At 43.4% G+C, this 19700-nt stretch carries 18 protein-coding genes and 1 tRNA gene; 14 read left to right on the top strand and 5 right to left on the bottom strand.

Translation table 11 applies throughout. The features are described 5' to 3' along the window. The first annotated feature begins 100 nt into the window (after positions 1-100). From Q7V21_RS00500 to Q7V21_RS00450, 11 genes are all read left to right on the top strand, one after another. Entirely contained in the window at positions 101-1987 is a 1887-nt protein-coding gene (locus Q7V21_RS00500; RefSeq protein ID WP_304915418.1) for a methanol/ethanol family PQQ-dependent dehydrogenase, read from the top strand. Between the two features lie 177 nt (positions 1988-2164). Beyond that, on the top strand, positions 2165-2962 hold the full coding sequence (gene moxJ / locus Q7V21_RS00495) for a methanol oxidation system protein MoxJ (RefSeq protein ID WP_304915417.1): 798 nt from the start codon (positions 2165-2167) through the stop codon (positions 2960-2962). Positions 2963-3010: 48 nt separating this feature from the next. After that, positions 3011-3595: a cytochrome c(L), periplasmic gene (gene moxG, locus Q7V21_RS00490; protein WP_304915416.1), complete on the top strand. Its 585-nt coding sequence runs from the start codon at positions 3011-3013 to the stop codon at positions 3593-3595. A gap of 120 nt (positions 3596-3715) precedes the next feature. After that, on the top strand, positions 3716-3994 hold the full coding sequence (locus Q7V21_RS00485; protein ID WP_304915415.1) for a methanol dehydrogenase: 279 nt from the start codon (positions 3716-3718) through the stop codon (positions 3992-3994). An 82-nt stretch (positions 3995-4076) separates the two neighbouring features. Next, positions 4077-5111: a MoxR family ATPase gene (locus Q7V21_RS00480; protein WP_304915414.1), complete on the top strand. Its 1035-nt coding sequence runs from the start codon at positions 4077-4079 to the stop codon at positions 5109-5111. After that, the gene (locus Q7V21_RS00475; RefSeq protein ID WP_304915413.1) at positions 5108-5938 is read left to right on the top strand and encodes a hypothetical protein; all 831 of its coding nucleotides are present in this window, start codon (positions 5108-5110) and stop codon (positions 5936-5938) included. The genes Q7V21_RS00480 and Q7V21_RS00475 overlap by 4 nt, the downstream gene beginning before the upstream one ends. Positions 5939-5957: 19 nt before the next feature. Further along, positions 5958-6884, top strand: coding sequence for a hypothetical protein (locus Q7V21_RS00470; RefSeq protein ID WP_304915412.1), 927 nt, complete (start codon positions 5958-5960; stop codon positions 6882-6884). Further along, positions 6881-7858: a vWA domain-containing protein gene (locus Q7V21_RS00465; protein WP_304915411.1), complete on the top strand. Its 978-nt coding sequence runs from the start codon at positions 6881-6883 to the stop codon at positions 7856-7858. Before Q7V21_RS00470 ends, Q7V21_RS00465 begins: the two co-directional genes overlap by 4 nt. Further along, positions 7855-8427, top strand: coding sequence for an MxaK protein (locus tag Q7V21_RS00460; protein ID WP_304915410.1), 573 nt, complete (start codon positions 7855-7857; stop codon positions 8425-8427). Before Q7V21_RS00465 ends, Q7V21_RS00460 begins: the two co-directional genes overlap by 4 nt. 12 nt (positions 8428-8439) lie before the next feature. After that, the gene (locus tag Q7V21_RS00455; protein WP_304915409.1) at positions 8440-9435 is read left to right on the top strand and encodes a vWA domain-containing protein; all 996 of its coding nucleotides are present in this window, start codon (positions 8440-8442) and stop codon (positions 9433-9435) included. 109 nt (positions 9436-9544) lie between these two features. Beyond that, positions 9545-13789, top strand: a complete 4245-nt coding sequence (locus tag Q7V21_RS00450; protein ID WP_304915408.1) for an EAL domain-containing protein — start codon at positions 9545-9547, stop codon at positions 13787-13789. Positions 13790-13962: 173 nt separating this feature from the next. Here Q7V21_RS00450 and mscL read toward each other — a convergent pair whose 3' ends face one another. Further along, positions 13963-14364, bottom strand: coding sequence for a large-conductance mechanosensitive channel protein MscL (gene mscL, locus Q7V21_RS00445; RefSeq protein ID WP_304915407.1), 402 nt, complete (start codon positions 14362-14364; stop codon positions 13963-13965). Between the two features lie 184 nt (positions 14365-14548). Between mscL and Q7V21_RS00440 the strand changes: the two genes are divergently transcribed. Together Q7V21_RS00440 and Q7V21_RS00435 are read left to right on the top strand one after the other, a co-directional pair. Next, the gene (locus tag Q7V21_RS00440; protein ID WP_304915406.1) at positions 14549-15526 is read left to right on the top strand and encodes a hypothetical protein; all 978 of its coding nucleotides are present in this window, start codon (positions 14549-14551) and stop codon (positions 15524-15526) included. Between the two features lie 48 nt (positions 15527-15574). Further along, positions 15575-16312, top strand: a complete 738-nt coding sequence (locus Q7V21_RS00435) for a hypothetical protein (RefSeq protein ID WP_304915405.1) — start codon at positions 15575-15577, stop codon at positions 16310-16312. A 28-nt stretch (positions 16313-16340) separates the two neighbouring features. On the opposite strand, the gene Q7V21_RS00430 is transcribed toward Q7V21_RS00435, so the two are convergent. Further along, positions 16341-16775: a hypothetical protein gene (locus Q7V21_RS00430; RefSeq protein ID WP_304915404.1), complete on the bottom strand. Its 435-nt coding sequence runs from the start codon at positions 16773-16775 to the stop codon at positions 16341-16343. A 121-nt stretch (positions 16776-16896) separates the two neighbouring features. Continuing rightward, a complete protein-coding gene (locus Q7V21_RS00425; RefSeq protein ID WP_304915403.1) occupies positions 16897-17283 on the bottom strand; it encodes a hypothetical protein in 387 nt (128 codons plus the stop codon). A gap of 399 nt (positions 17284-17682) precedes the next feature. Between Q7V21_RS00425 and Q7V21_RS00420 the strand changes: the two genes are divergently transcribed. Beyond that, entirely contained in the window at positions 17683-18807 is a 1125-nt protein-coding gene (locus Q7V21_RS00420; protein ID WP_304915402.1) for a mechanosensitive ion channel family protein, read from the top strand. A gap of 107 nt (positions 18808-18914) precedes the next feature. Here the strand turns inward: Q7V21_RS00420 and Q7V21_RS00415 are convergent. Together Q7V21_RS00415 and Q7V21_RS00410 are read right to left on the bottom strand one after the other, a co-directional pair. Beyond that, positions 18915-18991: transfer RNA gene (locus Q7V21_RS00415), tRNA-Met, on the bottom strand. A gap of 57 nt (positions 18992-19048) precedes the next feature. After that, on the bottom strand, positions 19049-19700 hold a 652-nt coding region (locus Q7V21_RS00410; RefSeq protein ID WP_304915401.1), incomplete at its 5' end, for a phospholipase A.

Below are 19700 nucleotides of genomic sequence, written 5' to 3'. Positions count from 1 at the left end.
TTAAAAACTGATGATATCACCGGTGCACAGCCGCATTTTCGAATGTGTGCTGAGACACAGGGTCAGCGCAAGCTGACATCCAGTTAAAATAGGAGGATATATGAGAGAGAAAAAACTAAGCCGGTTAACAAAAACCGGTTCAGCTGCATTGGTCAGCTCTGTCATCGGCATGATGACAGTAGGCGTTGCATTCGCCAATGACAAGCTGGTTGAACTTCAAAAGGATGAAGCTAACTGGGTTATGCAGGGTAAAAACTATTCTGCTGATCACTACAGTTCTTCAAAACAAATCAATAAAAAGAACGTCAGTAAATTGGCGCCATCTTGGACTTTCTCCACAGGTGTTTTAAGTGGTCATGAAGGTGCTCCTCTGGTTATTGGTGACATGATGTACATTCACTCACCATTCCCAAACAATACCTTTGCAATCAACTTAAAAGATCCTGGCACTATCGTCTGGGAACATAAACCAAAACAAGATCCTGCTGCTCGTGCAGTAGCGTGTTGTGACGTGGTTAACCGTGGTTTGGCTTATTGGCCTGGCGACGACAAAACACCTGCAATGATCTTGAAAAGCCAATTGGATGGCCATGTCGTAGCATTGAATGCTGAAACAGGTGCGGTTCATTGGCAAGTTGAAAATGGTGATATCAGTGTTGGTCAAACTCAAACACAAGCACCATTTGTTGTTAAAGACTTGGTTATTCAAGGTTCTTCTGGTGCTGAACTCGGTGTGCGTGGTTACGTTACTGCATTTGATATCCACACTGGTGAAATGGTCTGGCGTTGGTATGCAACTGGTCCTGATGATGAAATCGGTTTGGCTAAAGATTTCAACAGTGCTAACCCACATTACGGCCAAAAAGATCTGGGTCTGAAAACCTGGGAAGATGAAGCCTGGAAAATTGGTGGTGGTACTAACTGGGGCTGGTATGCATACGATCCTGATCTAGAAATGTTCTATTACGGTTCAGGTAACCCTGCTCCTTGGAACGAAACCATGCGTCCAGGCGACAACAAATGGACCATGACTATCTGGGGTCGTGATGCGGATACCGGTTTAGCTAAATTCGGTTACCAAAAAACACCACATGATGAATGGGACTACGCTGGCGTTAACGTCATGATGCTTTCTGAGCAAAAAGACAAAAAAGGCAAAATGCGTAAATTGCTGACTCACCCTGATCGTAACGGCATTATCTATACGCTGGATCGTGAAACAGGTGATTTAGTTTCTGCAGACAAAATGGATGACACTGCAAACTGGGTGAAAAAAGTTGATCTGGAAACAGGTCTGCCAATTCGTGACCCAGAGTTCAGCACCAGAATGGGTCACCGTTCACGTGATATTTGTCCTTCAGCCATGGGTTTCCACAACCAAGGTATGGACTCATATGATCCAGAAAGAAAATTATTCTATCTCGGTCTGAACCATCTGTGTATGGATTGGGAACCGTTCATGCTGCCTTACCGTGCAGGTCAGTTCTTCGTAGGTGCAAACGTATGGAGTTACCCTGGACCTAAAGGTGATCGTCAACGTGGTATTGGTTCTGGCCAGGTTAAAGCTTACAACGCCATTACTGGTGAGTTCGCTTGGGAAAAAATGGAAAAATTCTCAATCTGGGGTGGCACCATGGCAACAGCTGGTGGCTTGGTATTCTACGGCACACTTGATGGCTTCATCAAAGCTCGTGATGCAGACAACGGTGATCTGCTGTGGAAATTCAAACTTCCTTCAGGCGCTATCGGTCATCCAATGACTTACACCAATAACGGCATTCAATATGTTGCTATTAACTACGGTGTAGGTGGTTGGCCTGCTGTTGGTCTGGTATTTGACTTGAACGATCCATCTGCTGGTCTGGGTGCTGTAGGTGCCTTCAAAGAACTGGCACGTAACACTCAAATGGGTGGTGGTCTGATGGTCTTTGCTCTGGATGGTAAAGGACCTTACGACGACTTGAGCGTTGGTGAATACGAAATGTAATCACCGATTCTCAATATAACTTGGCTATATCGAGTTATATCGTTGTATTCAATCCGGCTGGCAACACAACGATTGTGTTGCCAGCCACTTCTGAGAGTGTAAGACATGCTTAACAATAAAATACAAACCAAAAAGAAAGTGGGCAGCACAAAATTATTAACTCATTGCAGCCTGCTTATGGCTTCACTGTTCACTGTGCTGAGCCCAGCTCAAGCAAACAACGCTTTACCAAAAACACTGAAAGTCTGTGCGGCAGGCAATGAAATGCCTTATTCAAACACGCAACAGCAAGGTTTTGAAAATGAAATCGCCAAGGTTCTCGCAGAAAGTATGGATATGCCTCTGGAGTTTGTCTGGTCAGATAAGGCAGCGATTTTTCTGGTAACAGAACATTTATTAAGAAAAGAATGCGATGTGGTTATGGGTGTAGATAGCGATGACCCACGCGTTGCGACCAGCAAACCGTACTATAAATCGGGCTACGTTTTTGTTTACCGTGCCGATAAAAATCTTGAAATCAGTGACTGGGATAGTCCTGATATTCAAAAACTCAATCGCTTTGTGGTAATTCCTGGCAGCCCCTCTGAAGTTATGTTACGGGAAGTCGGAAAATTTGAAGGTAACTTCAACTACACAAAATCATTATCTGGCTACAAATCCCCACGTAATAAATACGTTCGTCTTGAACCGACCAAATTAATCGGCGAAGTCACATCAGGTAATGGTGATATTGCTCATCTCTGGGCACCCGAAGTGGCTCGATACGTTCGTGATTCGAGCACGCCATTAGAAATGGTTTTATCACCAGAATTTGGCGAGCTTAAAAACGGTGAAGGCATTGTTCAACATTACGATCAATCTGTAGCCGTTCGTGAAGATGACAAGGCTTTACTTGAAGCAATAAACAAAGGGTTGGCAGCTGCAGCACCAAAGATAGAAGCCATCCTTAAAAAAGAAGGGATTCCACTGCTTTGATGCTTTGTCATGCAGTCTCTTTTAATTCAACAGGACTACTTAAACACTATGATTAAAAATGTAACAAGTTTAACCAGTAAAGCAGCTTGCCTGCTGGGTTTATCGATGATTACTGCCGTCAGCTTGACACCTATGACTGCAGAAGCCCAAGTCACATTTCGCAATGCCACAACAGGTGATGTGATTGATTTTTCATTTGGTAAAAAAGGTGAAGAAACTGAAGCCGTAAAACATTTTATGGAAACAGCAGAAAATCTTTACAATCAGGATGAAGAAGCCATCACTATCGGCCAAGACCTTTATATGACCGCTTGTTCAGGTTGTCATGGTCATCACGTTGAAGGCAAGTTGGGACCAGCTTTAGGCGATGCTTATTGGACATATCCTGCGGGTCGTTATGACAAAGGTTTCTTTGAAATCATTTATGACGGTGCTCGGGCGATGATGGGACCGCAACGTAACAACCTAAGCATCGATGAGATTCTGCATGTTATGGCATACGTTCGCAGTGTCTATTGGGATGAACCCGAAAAAGCATTGTGGTTACCTGAAGAGGAACGTGCCAAGTTGGTTCCTGCTGAAATGCCACCCGAGTTCAGAGAAGCTTTAGACAATTTTAATAAAACACATTAATGAAATTAAATGTGTCTCAAGACAAATTTTAAAGATTAGTGATTGATAGCGTGGCCTTAGCCAGCTCAGGGCAACCACGCTATCAAACATTATGTTGTAAAAAACCAAAAGGAGAGAAATATGAAGAAAATTAAAACATTAGCCGTAACTGGCGCGACAGCAATCTTGTTAACCTTCGGCATGTCATCAGCAATGGCTTACGATGGTACAAAATGCCAAGAGCCAGGCAAATGCTGGGAAGCTAAACCAGGATTTCCTGCAAAAATCAAAGGATCTAAATTTGATCCTAAACATAGCCAAACTGAACTGGACAAACAAACCAGTGCAATGGAAGCGATGGAAGCACGTAATGCTAAGCGTGTAGAAAACTTTAAACAAACGGGTAAGTGGTCTTACTAAGCCAAAACCCAAGCTGAGGCCAGTTGGTAACGACTGGCCTCTTTTTATTAATTCGTACCACCGTCTGTCCAGGCAAAAAATCATGAGCAACGCTGCTAAACATTCTGATAACTATCTAAACGATTGGCATCAACAAGCCGTCACTCTACAAAACAATATTAATCAGACCATTTTAGGACAGGAAGACATCATTGAACTGATGGTGTTAGCAATATTCTGTCGGGGTCATATTCTGCTTGAAGGTGATGTGGGCGTAGGTAAAACCACCTTGTTAAGAGCAGCAGCCGAGAGCCTGGGTGGAGATTTTGAGCGTATTGAGGGCACCATAGATTTAATGCCTCATGATTTGGTGTATTACACGCATATTTCCAGTGATGGTAAACCCGCGGTAAGTGAAGGTCCGTTACTGAAACATGGTGAAGATTTATCCATCTTTTTCTTTAACGAAATAAACCGTGCCAGACCTCAAGTGCATTCTCTATTGCTTCGCGTGATGGCAGAACGCAGTGTCACTGCTTTTAACAAAACGTTTCATTTTCCGCATCTGCAAGTCTTTGCTGATCGAAACCGGATTGAAAAAGATGAAACCTTTGAGTTACCCGCCGCTGCTCGCGATCGTTTTATGATGGAACTGCATATAAAACAACCCAAAGCAGAAGCTCAACTCAAAGAACTGATGTTCAATACCCGCTATTACGATGCTGATAAATTGGTGGATAGTGCTGATAAAGCAGTTTTACCGTTTAATCAATTAAATGATATTGCTATGGCAATTCAATCGCAGATCCATGCCAGCGATGCCGTTCAGGATTATGCTTATCACCTGTGTCAGGCGCTTCGCCGACCACAGGATTACGACATTCAGATAAGTGATATCGATACTGAAAAATTAGTATTAGGCGGTATGGGGCCGCGCGGCATAAGTTATTTAGCTCGTAGTGCCAGAGCACATGCCTGGCTGAAACAACGCAACAATGTAACTCCCGAAGATTTTCATGCCGTTATACGTGCTATCAGCAAACATCGTATTTTTATCAATCCTGTATACAACTATAACGGTGAAGCCATTATCGAAGAGCTGATAAGTGGTGTACTGAATACTATTCCATCTCCATGATTCAACGTGATATTCAACACTTAATCTTTGATTATAAAACCCCATTTTTGCTTAATGCATTGCGGGAAAGTGAACATAAAAGCAAACGTCAGGGACCAGGCAGTGATTTTTACAAAAAATCAGCTTTTTTAGCCGATCCTAATCCTGCTCGGATTGATCTGGCCAGCAGCGTAACCGATCCGTTTGAATCCATTTATGTCAAAACTTTCCGCCAACGCAGCAAACTTGATGTGCTCACTTTCATTGATGGTTCTGACTCAATGAACGTTGCTGGAAAAGCCGATCTGCTAAGTCTGAGTGAAACCAGTATTGCCTGTTCAGTTGCTGCCCGAAATGACCAGTATCAAAGCTATTTATTCAGTGATTCCATTCTCTCTGTAACAGATTCGGAAACGTTAACACAGCATTTTTCTGCTACAGAAAACGACTTACAACCCAATACGGCAAAAGCTTTTGCCGATATCGAACGGCTATTACCGGTACGCCGCTCATTAATATTTTTACTCTCCGATTTTCATTGGAGCAACGAAAAACTGCATCAGGTTTTCAACACATTGTCAGGCCATTATCTGGTTCCGATAGTTATCTGGCGTTCGGTTGAGTATGAAAATTTTCCGTTATGGCGTTTTGTACAACTACGGGATGCTGAAACCGGCGAAAACCGTTTGATTTTCGTTACCCCAAAGCAAAAAAAACTTATTGAATCGACATTTGCTGATCGCAAGCTCTTTTTAAACAAACTTTTTCAACGCTATAACAGTAGAGCTTTTTGGATGATTGACCATTTTTCAGCACAAAATTTGAGTGAATATTTTCATGGTCATTAAATCAGGTTTATCAATAGGCATGAATATCATTGTTATGCTGTTATTGGTCGTTTTTGCCAGCCCGATTAGTGCCGATCAATCGCGTATCGGCATCGTCGAACAATCATTAGGGCGGGACTTCGGTATTGTGGTCGGTGACATCATTGACCACTATTATGTTATTCAAGTACCTGCCAACTATAATTTGACCCCTGCCTCCTTACCGCCTAATGGCGATTTGGATTACTGGCTGGAATTACTCAACAGTGATTACGAATTAATCGCTGAAAACAATCAACTACGTCGGTATCGTTTACATTTCACCTTTCAAACCTTCTACGCCCCTCTTGATGTCAGAGCATTAACCATTCCGCCATTAGCAGTACGATTTACTGCTGATGATAATGCGCATCAAATCACCATTCCTGCCTGGGGATTTACCATGTCCCCGATTAAGGAAATTGTACCGCGTGGTGTGGCCAGTGACTCAACCCAAAAGGCCTTTATGAAAGCGGATTTGCGTCCCACAACTATCTCAACTGCAGGTTTGAAGCAGCAGATATGGATATTGGCGTTTAGCGTGATTGTCTTGTCAATTTTATGGCTTAGTCTGAATGGCTATCTATTTTCATTTACCCGTTCACCGTTTCAACAGGCCTACCATGAAGTGAAAAAACTTCGTAAATACCATGCTGATGAATCCGCTTTTAGCCAAGCATTACAAGCTGTTCACCGGGCATTTAATCGTCGAGCAAAACAGGCGTTATTTGCCCATCAAATTGATGAGTTTGTTGTAAAACATCCTGAATTGGAGGCGTACCGAGAGAAGATTGATGATTTTTATCAGTTATCTGCCGAAGCACTATATTCAGATCAGAAAAAAGGTGAGCCAGCGGACTTCGATCAGTTGCTAAGACTTTGCAAACAATTAGCCGGCGCAGAAAAACTGGCTCTGAAAAAAACATGAACATCGCATTTGCCCAGTCCTGGGCACTGATTTTACTGTTATTAGCTGTATTGCCACTTTTAGGTGGAATCTTCCGCAAGCGGCTGGCAAGCTGGAATCGTTTAATTCCCACCTCAGATGTCACCCGCTGGGTTAATCGTGTGATCAAATTATTAGGCGTAGTGGCCTTTACCAGCATTGCGTTAGGTTTGGCCGGAATGTACCAATCAGAAAAAACCTTTACACGCACCGGTACCGGTGCCCATATTGTGTTTGTTTTGGATCGCAGTGGCAGTATGAATGAAACCTTCGGCGGCAAAGTCCCTGATCAGGACACTCCAGCTAAAAGTCAGGTAGCTCGCCGTTTGTTATCCAACTTTGTTGACGAACGTCCTCATGATTTATTCGGTGTTGTGGGATTCAGTACTCAACCATTTTTTATCAGCCCATTAACTGAACACAAATCAGCTACTCAAGCTGCGATTAACAGTTTGACCAGTCCTGGACTGGCCTTTACCAATGTTGCCAAAGGCTTGGGTATGGGGCTCAGTTACTTCCAAGATCAACCGCATACCGGGTCACGGGTCATCGTACTGGTATCAGATGGCGCGGCCACATTGGATCATCGTGCACAGCGGGTACTCCGTGAATGGTTTGAACGTTATCAAGTCAGTTTATATTGGTTTTTTCTACGTACCGAAAACGGTTTAGGTATTACCTCTGAACCGGAAACTCCGCGTGATGACAACCCTAGGGTGATGCCAGAACGCTATCTGGATCAGTTTTTTCGTACCTTACCTATTCCCTATCACGCGTATGAAGTGGATACCCCTGAATCGCTGGAAGCTGCTATCGATCAATTAGATGACTTGGAAAGCTTGCCGCTGGTCTATAACGAACTGATTCCCCGCAATGATTTAACGCGTTTATGTTTTTTGAGCGCCCTGTTTGCTGTTCTGATTTTAGTAGGCATCAAAGCGCTGGAGGCAAAATGATCTATTTAAACCGAAACAAACTTATTTATCTGATTAGCTTGCTTACGATATTGGTTATTGGCGGATTGGTTTACAGCCTCTACACATTAAAGCAGCAACAGCTGATAAACCAGCAAATCACCCTGCTCAATCAAGGTGAAATGGTGGATACGAAGACTTTGGATATGCAATCCCCTGAAGTCAGAATTGCTTATGCTCACCTGCAGCGCAGATTAAATTTATTTGATGAAGCCTTAGAAACCTATAGTGCCACGGAACGCCTGGCAAACCAGCAACAACTGCTGCAAATCCACTATAACCTCGGCAACCTGTATTTATCTCAAGCAATTGATTTAGCAGAGAATCTGTACGTCGACCGTGCAGTAGCAATGGCCGATGTGGCAAAAGATTTTTACCGATCGGCATTGAAAATTCAGCCTGCATTCTGGGAAGCAAAATACAATTTTGAAGCGGCCCAACGCTTATCCCGTGATTTGCCATTAGGTGATGTCACTATCAGCGAAGAGTCGCAAGATGCCAGCACAGAACTATGGTCTGCTATGCCCGGCTTTCCAATTGGTCTGCCCTGAGGTATTTGTTTGATGAAATCTGCCTGGTTACTTATTAGTTCGGCATTCCTGTTGCTGATTGCGGTAGTGATGCCCAATCTGCCTTTTCCCAGTAAAAAATATGATTATTTTTTTATGGTGGATATTACCCGCAGCATGAATGTTCAGGATTATCAGGACAACAACGGTGATCCGATAAGCCGACTGGAAAAAGTTAAATCAGATGCCTTGATTGCCATACAAAAGCTGCCCTGCGGGTCACGGGTCGGGTTAGGTGTGTTTACCGAGCGTATGCCGACGCTGTTTTTTACCCCGATGGAAGTCTGTTCAGACTATCCAGAAATACGTGAAAGTATCAGGAGAATCGATTGGCGAATGGCCTGGGTGGCTGACAGTAATATCATTCAAGCCTTGGCCAATACACTTGAATTAATGCACACAGTAGAACTCAGTGAGGCCACATTGGTGTTTTTTACTGATGGTCAGGAAGCTCCGCCAATAAATGCCCGCTATGCACCGGATCTGGCAGAGATTCAGTTTTCCAATGAAAGTCGCAATCCAATCAAAGGTGTCATTATTGGTACTGGAGATCATGCTTTAAGTCGGATCCCGAAATATGATGAAGAAGGCATGCAGATTGGTTTTTACACCGCTGAGGATGTTCCTCAAGGCACAACCTTCGGCTTACCGGAAGACCCAAGTCAAATTGAGGGTTATGTGCCAAGAAACGCACCATGGGGAAATCAGTCTCGTGCAGGTAGTGAGCATCTTTCCAACGTCAAAGAAGACTATTTGAAATCCTTGGCGGAGCCGGCAAAACTCCATTACCACCATTTACAAAGTACTAATGGATTGTATGAGGCAATAACCCATGATGACTTCTCACAACGGCATATCCGGCAAACAGATTTAAGTTTTATCCCTGCCGCGTTGGCGCTGATCTTTTTGTTTTTAGCGTATTTGCCAGAGAATATGCTCTCTTTTCAACAAAAACAGAGAAAAGTACCGCCAGGCAAACTCAGTGGTTGATTTACTAAACATGATTAAAATCAAACCCATCCGTGCTTTATCAGTGGATTAATTCGTCAAGGAATTGAATTTCTTGCTATTATCGGCAAGCTTTTCTAAGACGAATCCCATGCACGTCAGCCTCTACAAACTTACTATACCGTTATTGTTTATTCTGCTTGTCAGCAGCTTTTCTATCCAAGCAAATACGGCATCGACAGAATCAGTAACCGTGCAACTAAAATGGCGACATCAGTTTCAGTTTGCCGGTTTTTATGCGGCTATTGATCAGGGTTATTATCAGCAGGAAGGCCTACAGGTCACCCTCAGCGAACGTCATCCAGGTATTAATGTATTAGACGAAGTCACCAGCGGCCGTGCAGATTATGGCGTTGGTGGTATTGGTTTATTAGCCGAATATGCTCGTGGCAGCCCTATCAGGGCCTTAGCCGCTGTGTTTCAGCATGATGCATTAATATTGGTCAGCAAAGCCCAGTCGGGGATCATCAGTCCCTACGAAATGATTGGCAAACGGCTTATGTTTGATGATTCCGCGGGAAATGATGCTGTGTTTCTTGCCATGTTTGCAGATGCCGGCATTTCATCAAATGACTACCAGCTCATCGCCCAGGACCAACAACTTGATAGTTTGATTAATGATCGAGTTGATGTGATGTCAATTTATCGAACCAATCAACTGTTCACCTTGGCTGAGCAAGGCGTGGCGGTCAATATTATAAACCCGCAAAACTATGGTTTTGATTTTTACGGCGACATTTTATTTACCGGTGACCGGGAACTGCGAAACCATCCTGGTCGAGCCGATCGTTTTCGACGTGCAACATTAAAAGGCTGGCGTTATGCTCTGGATAATCCCGATAAAATAATTGATTTGATTATCAATCAATATGGCAGCCAGGCCGATCGCCTACAACTGCAACATGAAGCACGTGAAATCCACAAACTGATTTTGCCCGACCTAATCCCTTTAGGACAGCTGGATCCTGCACGTTTACGCCGCAGTGCTCAATTGTACGAACGTTTAAATATTGCACCGGCATTATCTGATTCTCAATTAGAAGCTTTTATTTATCAGTCTAACGCCGCTTTAAGGCTGACACCGGAAGAACAAGCCTGGCTGGATGAAAATCCGGTTATCAAACTCGGTATTGATCGTGATTTTGCACCATATGAATGGATAAGCGATGCCGGTCATTATCAAGGTCTGGCGGCAGAATATATCCAGTTATTACAGGCAAAGTTAGGAGTAGAGTTTGAGATCATCGCTGACAAACCCTGGCATGAAATCATTGCCATGGCGCAGCGTGGTGAGCTGGATATGCTGTCATGTCTGAATATGAGCCAGCAACGTTCCGAATATCTGTTATTCAGCCAGCCCTACATCACCAATCCCGTCGTTATCGTTAATGCTAACCGGTTTGGTTACATCGGCAGCCTGGATAATTTGAAGGGCAAAACGGTAGCCGTGGAAAAGAACTACCATGTTCAGGAAAGTCTGGCACAGAACTACCCTGAAATATCGTTGCTGCTAACCGAAACAACCATTGAAGCGTTAAAAAAAGTCGCGACAGGTGAAGCCGATGCCTATGTCGGCGATGCCGCCTATGCCAATTATGCTATCAAACAGGCCAATCTGATTAATCTGCAATTTTCCGGACAAACCCGCCAATACAATGCCTATCGCATGGGCGTTAATCCGGCACACCCGGAACTGCAATCAATCATTAATAAGGTTTTAAACACCCTCAGCGCAGAAGAAAGACAACGTATTGAACAAAACTGGATGGGGCTGACAATCAACCATGACATCTCCAGGACAACGATTATCAACATTACATTGTCCATCATTGCCATTATTTTGGCTTTTGCGGTGTGGATCTTCCGTCTCAAGCAATCCGGTGAGGTGTTAGCCCGTAACGAGTCTAAACTACGCAACATCGTAAATGCCTCTCCAATCCCCCATGTAATCTCTGATGGCAAACATAAAATTCATTATATGAATCAGGCATTTGTGGACAGCTTTGGGTTCAATGAAACTAAAGTGCCAAACCTCGATGTATGGTTTGAGCTTGCCTACCCTGATCCGCATTATCGCCTGAAGATCAAAAAGATATGGGATGACTTTGTGGCTGAAGCGTTACAACAGCCGCTTCCTTATCGTGGTGAACCAGTAGAAGTAAAAATTCTGACGCATCAACAACAAGCCAAACAAGTCTTGATTTCAAGCACAGTCATTAAAGAAGGTAACGCCAATGTGTTTATCACTATTTTTTATGACATCAGTGAACGCAAGCTTGCCGAGGAACAATTAAAACTCTCTGGTCGGGTATTTCATCAAGCGCATGAGGGCATTCTGATTACCAATCCGGATGGTCGAATTGTCGATGTAAACCCGGCATTTTGTAACATCACCGGCTACACTCGTGAAGAGATGGTTAATCAACAACCTTCCTTGTTTAAATCAGGTAAACACAGTGAAACGTTTTACCAAGAACTCTGGCAGAGCCTGATTGAGAAAGGCTACTGGCAGGGAGAGATCTGGAACCGACGCAAAAATGGCGAGTTAATCGCCGAGTTATTGACGATATCAACCTTAACAGATGACCAGGGCGACACCCTGCATTATCTGGGATTATTTTCGGATATTACGGAGATCAAAGAGCAGCAGCATGCCCTGGAAATGATGGCGCATTTTGACTTGCTGACTCAGCTGCCGAATCGTAGCTTATTTGCTGACCGGTTTCAGCAGGCCATTGCCCACAGTATTCGTCAACATAGTCTTTTAGGTGTTGTGTTTCTCGATCTGGATGGGTTTAAGCCAATCAATGACAACTATGGCCATGAAATAGGTGACCAAGTATTAATTGAAGTAGCTCAACGCATCAAAGCCTGTATTCGACTGGACGATACGGCTTCAAGATTGGGCGGAGATGAATTTGCCATTTTGCTGAATGACATCAGCTCCATAGAACATTGTGAGCGTTTAGTCAGCAGACTATTACGCACTATTCAACTGCCTTACCGAGTTGATGGCGATACCATTCAATTAGGTGCCAGCATGGGGGTCACACTTTACCCACTGGATCAGGCTGATGCTGATACGTTATTACGTCATGCTGATCAGGCAATGTATCAGGCCAAACAAAACGGTCGCAATTGTTACTCCATATTTGATGCGGTTCATGACAAACAAATATTACTGCAACGCACTCAATTAAATAACCTGCATCTGGCCTTTACCAATAATGAGTTTTGTCTGTATTACCAGCCTAAAATCAATATGCGTAATGGCCGTATTTATGGTGCTGAGGCCCTGCTTCGCTGGGATCATCCAGAGCACGGCATTCTGGAACCCGCAACGTTTCTGAATTCATTAGCAGGTACCGATCTGGAAATTCGTATCGGTAACTGGGTTATCGACCAAACATTGAAACAATTACAGAGCTTTCATCAACAAGGACGAATGATTGAAATCAGCGTTAATATTTCTGCTCATCATCTGCAATCGTCTGGCTTTTTTGACAATCTCGAAAGACTGCTAGCGAAATACCCGGATTTACCAGCTGAATATTTACAGCTGGAAGTGCTTGAAAGCAGTGTCTTAACCGATATTCATCGTATATCGGCCATTATCGGCACCTGTCGAGATGGCCTTGGGGTTCGAATCGCGCTGGATGATTTTGGTACCGGTTATTCTTCGTTAAGCCATTTGCGTCATTTGCCGGTCGATGTTATTAAAATCGATCAGAGTTTTGTCCGCGATATTATGGACGATCCAAATGACTTTACGATTGTCGAGGGTGTTATTGGCCTCAGTCATGCTTTTCAACACCAGGTTATTGCAGAAGGCGTTGAGAGTGTAGAGCATGGTTTAATGCTGATGACCATCGGCTGTGATATGGCACAAGGCTTCATCATTGCACAGCCCATGTCTGCTGAGAAATTAACTCAATGGATGCAGAACTATCAACCAGAAGCTCGCTGGTTAAACCATGCCCGTAATTCATTATCACCACAACAACGTTTGCTGACATTGATGGAAATGCAGGGAGAACAATGGGTGCAGCAGGTCATTGATAATCTGCAGAGCAGCCCGGCTCAAATCAGCAACTGGCCGTTAATGAATCCCAAACGCAGTCACTTCACCCATTGGCTGGAGCAAGGCAAACAGGAAGAATTGTTTAATCAGATGTGGCTGGATCGTCTCAAATTGGCTTATTACGAGTTGTTCCATGCGGCAGCCAGTCTGCGTAATCAATTTGAAGAAAATGAAATCGTATTAGCCAGAAAAGGCATTAAAGATTTGCAGCAATTATATGCAGAAATACAGCAGCTCCTGGCATCACCATCATAATAAATAGCCCTTAAACAAAAGGTAAGGTCATGGGTGATCTTTGCCGCTGAAACTATACCTACTGCTGATAAACCGGCAGTCATTCATCAAAGTGGTATTGTATTCAGGCTTCTTAATTTTTGAGGCTATTGCAAACCGGATATCAAAAGACATCCGGTTTGTTGATCAAAGCCTTACTTTTGTTTGAGCAAATCACGAATTTCAGTTAACAGGATTTCTTCTTTGGTCGGTGCCGGCGGTGCTTCAGGTACTGCTTCTTCTTTCGCTTTCAACCTATTCATAACTTTGACTGCCATAAAAATAGCAAAAGCAATAATCACAAAGTCGACAATTGTTTGAATAAACTGTCCATAAGCAATGACAACCGCAGGTGTATCACCCACCGCTTCTTTAAGCACAATCGCAAGATCCTTGAAATCCACCCCACCCAGTAATATACCCAACGGCGGCATAATCACATCCGATACAAACGATGAAACTATTTTGCCAAATGCGGCGCCAATAATGATACCGACTGCCATGTCCACGACATTACCGCGCATCGCAAATTTCTTAAATTCTTGTACCATGCTCATAATCTCTCTCCTTTTTTAACTAAACAAACTTCCTAACAAAATAGATTTTTACGGCTTTTATATCAGCAGTTTAGAATATATGACATAAAAAAATTTTCTTTGGGAGAATTAGCGGACAATAGCTTGTCTGCTGATCTTCCCCAACGAGCTTTCTTCGTTCATCGACACATGTATAAGGCTATTTATGGCAATTGGTTTTTTTCAAAAACGCATTGAAGATATTATTAATAACGTTGTGAGTTCAGATGAATCTGCAGCATTGTCAGCGGAACAGCTGGCACAATTATCATCAGACCTGGCGTTATATTTTTCAACCGTACTGCTTACCCTCTCGGGATTACTGCTGATCGGTTTATTTGTGTTGTGGATGGTTAAACGACGAGCCAATCCCGCTTCAGCAGGCAACAAAGATTTACAGCGGCAACAGCTCCTACAAGAGCTGGAAAGCCAATTTCTGGCTATTGATACTAAACCGGCGGTCTGGGTGACCAACCGATCTACTTTTGATGCCAAAGTGGTGTATGAGTTTTCTCTGGCACTCACTGCTGAAATACGCTGGCATGCACCTCAAAATATTCAAACTTCCTGGCATATGGGCGATCGTATGATCGTGATCAGCGATCAAGATGATTTACTGACTGCCAGTGTTATGGATGAAATTCTGTTCTGGTTCCGTCGACTGGATCGAGCAGTTTCAAGCGACTTAATTAAAGTCGAAGATCTTTATAGTTTATGGCGTCAAATCCTGCCATTTGCCATCGATAACCGTTTTAGCTTTATGGCAGCTTATTTTACTGAAGATGATCTGGAAGATATTGAAGCTATCAGACAAGTGCTTATCGGTGTGATTCGTTACTGTCAGCAACAAAAACTCACTCAGCCGTTAAGTTATATCAACGGCCGTTTGGATCCTCTATTCTTCGATGAGCTGCCTAAAGGCATGAAAACCGGTCTGGAAGCAGCGAGACAGAATAATGTTAATCGCAAAGATCCGGTGGTGATGGATGAAGCGCCAATGATTGTGCAGGACACTAAAACCGAGCGAAAAGAACCGATTGTTATTACTTCTGAAAAAGCTGCTGAAAAGCCCAAAAGTACAGCACGCAAAGAACCAACTTTCAGCATTGATAATATTGATATTGATGAAAAAAAACCGGAGTAAACTTTACTGGCGGTGATAACTTAGGCCGTGTATATGGGAGGCAGGGTAATGAAAAATTATTTAATCTTGGTCTTGCTCTGTCTCCCCTATATTAGCCAGGCCGAACAAACAGATGCATTTTATGTAATCGCTGATGGCCGCCAGTCATTGGAAATCATCGATCAAAGTAGCTGGTCAACACATCCCGTCATTTTGCAGGCTTCCGACCAAGCTAAACGATACTGGCTCGAACAGAATAAAGTTTACGAAGATAATTTCCAGATCATGGGTAGCACTGAAGGAAACTTCACCCGGCCGGAAAATAAACAAACAGCCGTGTTGTATTTACTCAGTTTGTGGCCACGCTGTTGCAGCAATATGGGGCTCGCTATCATCGAAAATGATCAGCTGATTCGTAATATTGTGTTTGCCGGTGGCAGGTATCATTTATATTCAGTGGCGGATATTAATCAGGATGGGCTGGATGAATTAGCTCTGATAGGCGGTTTTGGTATGGGAGGTAGTAATGAAACCTCTTTAACTCTGATATCGCTCGCTGCGGAATCAACAACTTTACTAGGCAGATTTTCTCTTGTTGAAGAAAGCTGTGCAGCACTCAGCGAGTATAGTGAACATAATACCTTCCGTATCCTTTATGATAAAAATACTCCCGATGAATTCACGGTAGAGCATTACCACAGCGTGTGTGATAACCCTGCTGAGATTGAAAATCCCACTTCTGTCAGCAGTGTTCTGATCGAGGCAGTTGATCTTAAGGATGATTATATTGATCTGCCGATTCACTAGGGTCTATTTATCTTTCAGAGCCTCAGCTTTATTCGATGGCTTGAGCATTTTTACAAACATTGGCTAACATAGAGACAGCCAAATCCATCTGAAAGGTGGGTTGTCGATGTTCTCGCAAAAAACGTCGCTGAACCCGATAGGCTTCCTGCTCTTTTTCAATACGTTGTTCACAAGTCATTTCAGCTGGCACAAGCTCACCATTCAAATCCTGCAGATAATGCACCATTTCGTGAACAATAAAGCCTCTGGCACTATGATCCCGATCTAATTGCATTCGCTCATCGTGATAAATAGTTTGACTCTCCGTATCGTAATAAGCGACTGCCGTACAGAATTGATCGTCACATAAGATTTTGACCAGCTGCTGATGGCTAACCGCCTCGATAGTTGGCGGTTCTGCTGGTTGTTCATATCCGGTTAATGTCACCGCCCAAACCATTAAACCTTGGATAATATCCTGCATGGCTAATAACTCCGGTGGTGACACATTGCCAGCGCTTTAAGCTGATATATCAGATCGTCACAAGCTGATCCCGCATAGAATCTTGAAGCCTAAATTGCTGCTGCCTGATAAATATGAACGCTTATTCAAAATCACCATAACGCTCTTTTACAGCCGATTCACTGATAAAGCTGGCGGCAATCAATTCCCAACGTTGTTCTGCATCAAACACCCTACTGCAGCCAAGAGCCTGTGAGCTTTCAGGTTTAAGCGGAAACATGGAACGTCCTGCTTGTCTTACATCAAAAAAATAACGATCCAGCTGTAAATCTATGATTTGAGTTTTATGCAGATTTTTGACAAAGACTCTAAACCCGCCTTTCTTTTCACAATCCTCATCGCCCTCCTGATAGAACTCAACGTAGTTACTGGCATCATTTGCTTCTGCCATGACAACTGAGCTGAGACACGTAGCCAATAGCCCTGCAGTAACAATAAGCACCCCGGTTGAAGAAAGGTTGACGGGCATAAGATCACTCCTGAAGCAAAGTTGAATTGATAACTAAGTCCTGACTCGGCCTGCGAATCAAAGTTTCTGCATCAACAAAAGTCAGGATGCATTCCTTATTTTCTTTAGGAAAGAATCACATAACATCACTTATCTCAATTAAAAAAACAATTTTAATGACCCTAAATGTTCATTGATTAGACAGAATCAAACCAGCTACAAACTTGCGTCATTGATGCTCATCCGTTAGCTTATTTATAACCATGTTCAAAATTTGTACGCCTTTGGTTTCAGCAGGTAGTTACAAAACCATTTCTCTCTCGATCTCAAACCACCGCCACTGGGCTAACCAGCTATTGTTGTTTTCTGTAGTTATTCAACGTCGTAAGCCCTGACTATTGCAAAAGACAGGAGGAAGCTATGTTCGACTGGACTTCATTCACAGGATGGAAAGCATGGATCACTCAACCTATTGTTCTGAATCTCATGCTCGTACTGGGAATTGCCGTAATCAGCTACATCATTCTTCGTATGGTGATGAGTTTCTTTATTACCCGGAGCATCCACTGGTTGGCAAGCTCCAAAAGACGATTGGCGCGTTACGGATCAGAAGTTTTCAAACATACCAGTCGATTATTAATAGCAGCAATGGCCTTGCAAATCGGTCTCGCCATAGTGGAACTTGGTCCGGAATGGGATTCACGGGTCAGTCATATATGGTTTCTGGTATTGGCTCTGCAAGTTGGTCTCTGGGTTGATGCAGCCATTGCACTTTGGAAAGCAGATACAATCGAGCAAAAGGTCGACCGAGAAAATCAATTAACGGTCACTATCGTTTCACTGCTAATTCGTACCAGTCTCTGGGCAGTAGTATTGCTGTCAATATTGGCAAATTTAGGCGTGAACATCACAGCATTAGTCGCCAGTCTTGGGATAGGCGGTATCGCCATAGCGTTAGCCTTACAGACCTTGCTAGGGGATCTATTTGCCTCAGCCTCTATCGGCGTGGATAAGCCATTTAAAACCGGTGACTTTGTGGTGTTTAATGATGTTGCCGGCACCATTGAATACATTGGTTTGAAAACCACCCGAATTCGAAGCTTGAGTGGTGAACAGATCGTCTGTGGCAATACCAACCTGCTTCAGCAAACCATTCACAACTTTAAACGTATGGATCAACGGCGAGTGGTGTTTTTTCTGTCCATCTCATTTCGCACACCTGTTGCCAAAGCTCGGCAGATACCGGAGTTAATCAAAGAAATAATCGAGTCTATAGAGAAAACCCGTTTTGATCGGGCGCATCTGTTTAAGTTTGACGATTATTCAATGCGATTCGAGATAGTCTATTTTGTGCTCAGTTCTGACTACACCATCTATATGGATATCCAGCAACAAATTAATTTTGCCTTGCTGGAAGAGCTGGATAATCGGGAAATTCGCTTTGCTATGCCGGTCCGCTCCATCGAATTTCTTGATGAGATTCCGATACCTGACAGACGCCATAGTGAAATAACGCAACGCCCCAGTGGCAATGTTACCAGCTAAAACAATGAGATTTTTAGCCCGTCTGTATCAAAACCAATCTGGCTGGGAGGATAACTTTGTGGCACAAGCCCAAACTATGTGATTGTCTGGACTTGTTAAAAGAAGAGTGGTGGCTACACCTAGATTCGAACTAGGGACCCCATCATTATGAGTGATGTGCTCTAACCAACTGAGCTATGTAGCCACGAAGCCGAGCATTTTACGTTGCCAGGCAATAAATATCAACAACTACCCAGATTGTTTATAGCCAGTCGCTGAATTGGATACCAAAACCAACGCTATTGGTGCGGTGATCGTAATCGATCAAACTTTCGCCATAGCCATTAAACCATTGCACATAACCTCTGAAGTTTTTATACAGAGGAAAACTCCAACCCAGCTGAGTTGCACCTTTGTTATCGCCACGCAGGTTATTGCGAATCATCAAGTCGAAACTGTGATCGCCATATTTATATACCGAGGTGAAATCGAAGTTGCCCAGATATTTTTCGATATCCGGGTTGTCATCAGAACTACTGCGTTCAGGAACCCGATACCAAGGACGGGCGGAGAAATAGAAATCACCTTTTTCCACGACAAACTCGGCAAACACGCGATTCCAGCTACGTGAAAGTTCACCACTTTGGCCATTAGATTGATGATTGATACCAACATTAATTAATGAGTTTTTAAAACCGAACAATTCAGTATCGTTAGCAAAAGATAGCCAGGCTTCCGGTTCATGATTGGAATCACGAAAAGCCGCTGAGCTGTCACTGTTAAACATTTGCCAGAAAGAACGGTTGGTGTAGGCAATAAACGCATCTGCACGACCATCAAACAATCCACGAACCACCGGTAGTTTTAAACTGATCTGAAATTTGCTTTCCCAGGGTTGAAAATCATAATCACGA

Source organism: Methylophaga sp. (genome assembly GCF_030651745.1).
This window is presented reverse-complemented; position numbering and strand designations above follow the sequence as displayed.

What these genes read in the sequence shown, in the direction of transcription:
- Q7V21_RS00485 (WP_304915415.1), top strand. Translation starts at nt 3,716, where the DNA reads ATGAAGAAAATTAAAACATTAGCCGTAACTGGCGCGACAGCAATCTTG.
- mscL (WP_304915407.1), bottom strand. Translation starts at nt 14,364, where the DNA reads ATGAGCATGGTACAAGAATTTAAGAAATTTGCGATGCGCGGTAATGTC.
- Q7V21_RS00425 (WP_304915403.1), bottom strand. Translation starts at nt 17,283, where the DNA reads ATGCCCGTCAACCTTTCTTCAACCGGGGTGCTTATTGTTACTGCAGGG.
- Q7V21_RS00500 (WP_304915418.1), top strand. Translation starts at nt 101, where the DNA reads ATGAGAGAGAAAAAACTAAGCCGGTTAACAAAAACCGGTTCAGCTGCA.
- moxJ (WP_304915417.1), top strand. Translation starts at nt 2,165, where the DNA reads ATGGCTTCACTGTTCACTGTGCTGAGCCCAGCTCAAGCAAACAACGCT.
- Q7V21_RS00430 (WP_304915404.1), bottom strand. Translation starts at nt 16,775, where the DNA reads ATGCAGGATATTATCCAAGGTTTAATGGTTTGGGCGGTGACATTAACC.
- Q7V21_RS00480 (WP_304915414.1), top strand. Translation starts at nt 4,077, where the DNA reads ATGAGCAACGCTGCTAAACATTCTGATAACTATCTAAACGATTGGCAT.
- moxG (WP_304915416.1), top strand. Translation starts at nt 3,011, where the DNA reads ATGATTAAAAATGTAACAAGTTTAACCAGTAAAGCAGCTTGCCTGCTG.
- Q7V21_RS00435 (WP_304915405.1), top strand. Translation starts at nt 15,575, where the DNA reads ATGAAAAATTATTTAATCTTGGTCTTGCTCTGTCTCCCCTATATTAGC.
- Q7V21_RS00465 (WP_304915411.1), top strand. Translation starts at nt 6,881, where the DNA reads ATGAACATCGCATTTGCCCAGTCCTGGGCACTGATTTTACTGTTATTA.
- Q7V21_RS00450 (WP_304915408.1), top strand. Translation starts at nt 9,545, where the DNA reads ATGCACGTCAGCCTCTACAAACTTACTATACCGTTATTGTTTATTCTG.
- Q7V21_RS00420 (WP_304915402.1), top strand. Translation starts at nt 17,683, where the DNA reads ATGTTCGACTGGACTTCATTCACAGGATGGAAAGCATGGATCACTCAA.
- Q7V21_RS00440 (WP_304915406.1), top strand. Translation starts at nt 14,549, where the DNA reads ATGGCAATTGGTTTTTTTCAAAAACGCATTGAAGATATTATTAATAAC.
- Q7V21_RS00475 (WP_304915413.1), top strand. Translation starts at nt 5,108, where the DNA reads ATGATTCAACGTGATATTCAACACTTAATCTTTGATTATAAAACCCCA.
- Q7V21_RS00470 (WP_304915412.1), top strand. Translation starts at nt 5,958, where the DNA reads ATGAATATCATTGTTATGCTGTTATTGGTCGTTTTTGCCAGCCCGATT.
- Q7V21_RS00460 (WP_304915410.1), top strand. Translation starts at nt 7,855, where the DNA reads ATGATCTATTTAAACCGAAACAAACTTATTTATCTGATTAGCTTGCTT.
- Q7V21_RS00455 (WP_304915409.1), top strand. Translation starts at nt 8,440, where the DNA reads ATGAAATCTGCCTGGTTACTTATTAGTTCGGCATTCCTGTTGCTGATT.